Raw genomic sequence first — 2,896 nt, forward strand, 5'->3', positions numbered from 1 at the left:
CCCCGGGAAGGGGAAGGGAAAGGGGCCGGGAGGGTTCAGCGGTCGGTCGTGCCGGCGGTGATCCGGGCGGCGCCCTCGTAGGAACCGGTGCCGGCGCCGACGTTGAGCACGGTCCGCGCGCCGCCGAGGGCCTCGGCGATGACCTGCGCCACCCGGCTGTCGGGCCTGCGGCAGGAGGAGTACCCGAAGCCGATGGCGCCGTAGTCGACGTCTCCGGCACTGCCGTCCCGGGTGCGTGCGTTCATGGGTCCAAGCCCTCCTTCGGTCATGACCGGGTGCCGCGCCGGCCCGTTGGGATCGGCCGCCGTCCTCGACTCCCCCGGCTTCGCCGACCCTGTGGGAGAATCTTGCATCCGCGAAGGTCGATAAGTAAAACACCTGGCAGATGCTTGTCGTTTCGCCCAAATGGCTGGCAGATGCGATGAGATCGGATCGTGCTCCCCTCTGAACGACCCGGGGCGGCCCCCCGTCGCCGGGGGTGGCTAGGCTCGGGGCCCCGCCCGCACAATCGGAGGTCACGAACCCATGGCCGGAACGGCAACCCAGCGTCTCTTCTCCTACGGCACGCTGCAGTTGGAGCAGGTACAGCTCAGCAACTTCGGCCGGCCGCTGGAGGGGCGGGCCGACGCCCTGCCCGGTTTCCGGCTGACCATGATCGAGATCACCGACCCCGAGGTGATCGCCGCCAGCGGCACCGACCGGCACCCCCTGGTACTGCCCTCGACCGAGGCGGGGGACGCCGTCGACGGCACGGTCTTCGCGATCACGGACGAGGAGCTCGCCGCCGCGGACGCGTACGAGGTCGACGACTACGCCCGCCGCGAGGTGGTGCTCGCCTCCGGTACCAGGGCCTGGGTCTACCTCTCCGCCGCGCACAGCCCCGCCGGGAGCTGACCCGGCGGCACCGGCCGGGCCCGGCCGTCCCCGGTGCGGGGCGGCCGGGCCGTCGACTCCCTGAAAAAGCGTGCCGGTGCTACTGCGGGGTGACGTAGGCGCCGGAGATGCCGCCGTCCACCAGGAAGGTGTTGGCGGTCATGAAGGAGGAGTCGTCGGAGGCCAGGAAGGCCACCGCGGCCGCGATCTCCTCGGGCTCGGCGAAGCGGCCGAGCGGGATGTGGACCAGGCGGCGGGCGGCGCGCTCCGGGTCCTTGGCGAAGAGCTCCTGCAGCAGCGGGGTGTTCACCGGGCCGGGGCACAGCGCGTTGATCCGGATGCCCTCGCGGGCGAACTGCACGCCCAGTTCGCGGGACATCGCCAGCACCCCGCCCTTGGAGGCGCTGTAGGAGATCTGCGAGGTCGCCGCGCCCATCACCGCGACGAAGGAGGCGGTGTTGATGATCGAGCCCTTGCCCTGGCGCTGCATGTGCGGGATCGCGTACTTGCAGCACAGGTAGACGCTGGTGAGGTTGACCTCCTGGACCCGCCTCCAGGCGTCCAGGCCGGTGGTGAGGATGGAGTCGTCGTCCGGCGGGGAGATGCCCGCGTTGTTGAAGGCGATGTCGAGCCGCCCGTACTCGTCGACGGCCCGCTGGAAGAGGTCGCGGACCGCCGCCTCGTCCGTCACATCGGCCTGGACGAACAGGCCGCCGACCTCGTTGGCCGCCTTGGCGCCGGTCTCCGCGTCGAGGTCGGCGCAGACCACCTTGGCTCCCTCGGCGGCGAACCGGCGGGCGGTCGCGAGGCCGATGCCGCTGCCGGCGCCGGTGATGACGGCCACTCGGCCGTCGAGTCGCTGGGTCATGCTGATCACTCCTCCGTGGAGATGAAGACGTTCTTGGTCTGGGTGAAGGCGTCGAGGGCGTCCGGGCCGAGCTCGCGGCCGAGTCCGGACTGCTTGAAGCCGCCGAACGGCGTGGTGTAGCGCACCGAGGAGTGCGAGTTGACGGAGAGGTTGCCGGCCTCGACGCCGCGCGCGACCCGCAGGGCGCGTCCGACGTCCCTGGTCCAGACGGAGCCGGACAGGCCGTACTCGGTGGCGTTGGCGATGCGCAGGGCGTCCTGTTCGTCGCGGAACGGCACGACGGTGACCACCGGACCGAAGATCTCCTCGGTGAAGGCGCGGTCGTCGTGCCGGACGGGGGCCAGAACGGTCGGCGGGTACCAGAAGCCGGGCCCGTCGGGGGCGTCGCCGCGGAAGGCCACGGCCGCGTCGTCCGGCACGTAGGAGGCGACCCGGGCCCGGTGGGCGGCGGAGATCAGCGGGCCCATCTCGGTCTTCTCGTCGGCCGGGTCGCCGACCCGCACACCGCGGACGGCCGGTTCCAGCAGCGCCAGGAAGTCCTCGAACACGGAGGCCTCGACCAGGATCCGGGACCGGGCGCAGCAGTCCTGGCCGGCGTTGTCGAAGACGGCGTAGGGCGCGGTCGCGGCGGCCTTGGCGAGGTCGGCGTCGGCGAAGACGATATTGGCGCTCTTGCCGCCGAGTTCGAGGGTGACGGGCTTCACCTGGGCGGCGCAGCCCGCCATGATCTCCTTGCCCACCCGGGTGGAGCCGGTGAATACGATCTTTCGCACGTCCGGGTGGGTGACGAAGCGCTGTCCGACGACCGGGCCGCGGCCGGGCAGAACCTGCAGCACGCCGTCCGGGATCCCGGCTTCGAGGGCGAGTTCGCCCAGGCGCAGGGCGGTGAGCGGGGTGAGTTCGGCGATCGGCATCGGGAAGTTCCACGGCACGATGACGCCGACCACGCCGATCGGTTCCTGGAAGGTGAGGTCGACGCCGCCGGCGACGGGGATCTGTCGGCCGAAGAGCCGTTCCGGGGCGGCGGCGTAGTAGTCGATGACGTCGCGCGCGTTGCCCGCCTCCCAGCGCGCGTTGCCGATGGTGTGGCCGGCGTTGGCGACCTCCAGGGCGGCGAGGTGTTCGCGGTCGGCGTCCACGGCGGCGGCGAGGGCG

Annotated in this window: 3 protein-coding genes and 1 pseudogene; 1 reads left to right on the forward strand and 3 read right to left on the reverse strand. The window is 71.8% G+C overall.

Going from position 1 to position 2,896, the window contains the following annotated elements; all coding sequences use genetic code 11:
• Positions 1-68: 68 nt before the first annotated feature.
• Positions 69-245 (reverse strand): annotated as a pseudogene (locus tag VR45_RS18380) (SAM-dependent methyltransferase); the annotation flags it as partial.
• Between the two features lie 280 nt (positions 246-525).
• On the opposite strand from VR45_RS18380, the gene VR45_RS18385 reads away from it, so the two are divergent.
• The gene (locus VR45_RS18385; protein WP_045940877.1) at positions 526-894 is read left to right on the forward strand and encodes a gamma-glutamylcyclotransferase family protein; all 369 of its coding nucleotides are present in this window, start codon (positions 526-528) and stop codon (positions 892-894) included.
• Positions 895-973: 79 nt separating this feature from the next.
• Here the strand turns inward: VR45_RS18385 and VR45_RS18390 are convergent, their stop codons facing one another.
• Positions 974-1,741 (reverse strand): 3-oxoacyl-ACP reductase, encoded by a 768-nt coding sequence (locus VR45_RS18390; protein WP_045940878.1) that lies wholly within the window; start codon positions 1,739-1,741, stop codon positions 974-976.
• 5 nt (positions 1,742-1,746) lie between these two features.
• The coding region (locus VR45_RS18395; protein ID WP_045940879.1) for an aldehyde dehydrogenase family protein at positions 1,747-2,896 on the reverse strand (1,150 nt) is incomplete at its 5' end.

Origin of the sequence: Streptomyces sp. NRRL S-495 (assembly GCF_000966955.1) — a bacterium.
GTDB lineage: Bacteria > Actinomycetota > Actinomycetes > Streptomycetales > Streptomycetaceae > Kitasatospora > Kitasatospora purpeofusca.

Excerpts from the sequence above, each read along its gene's own strand:
- VR45_RS18385 (WP_045940877.1), top strand. The coding sequence starts at position 526 with ATGGCCGGAACGGCAACCCAGCGTCTCTTCTCCTACGGCACGCTGCAG.
- VR45_RS18390 (WP_045940878.1), bottom strand. The coding sequence starts at position 1,741 with ATGACCCAGCGACTCGACGGCCGAGTGGCCGTCATCACCGGCGCCGGC.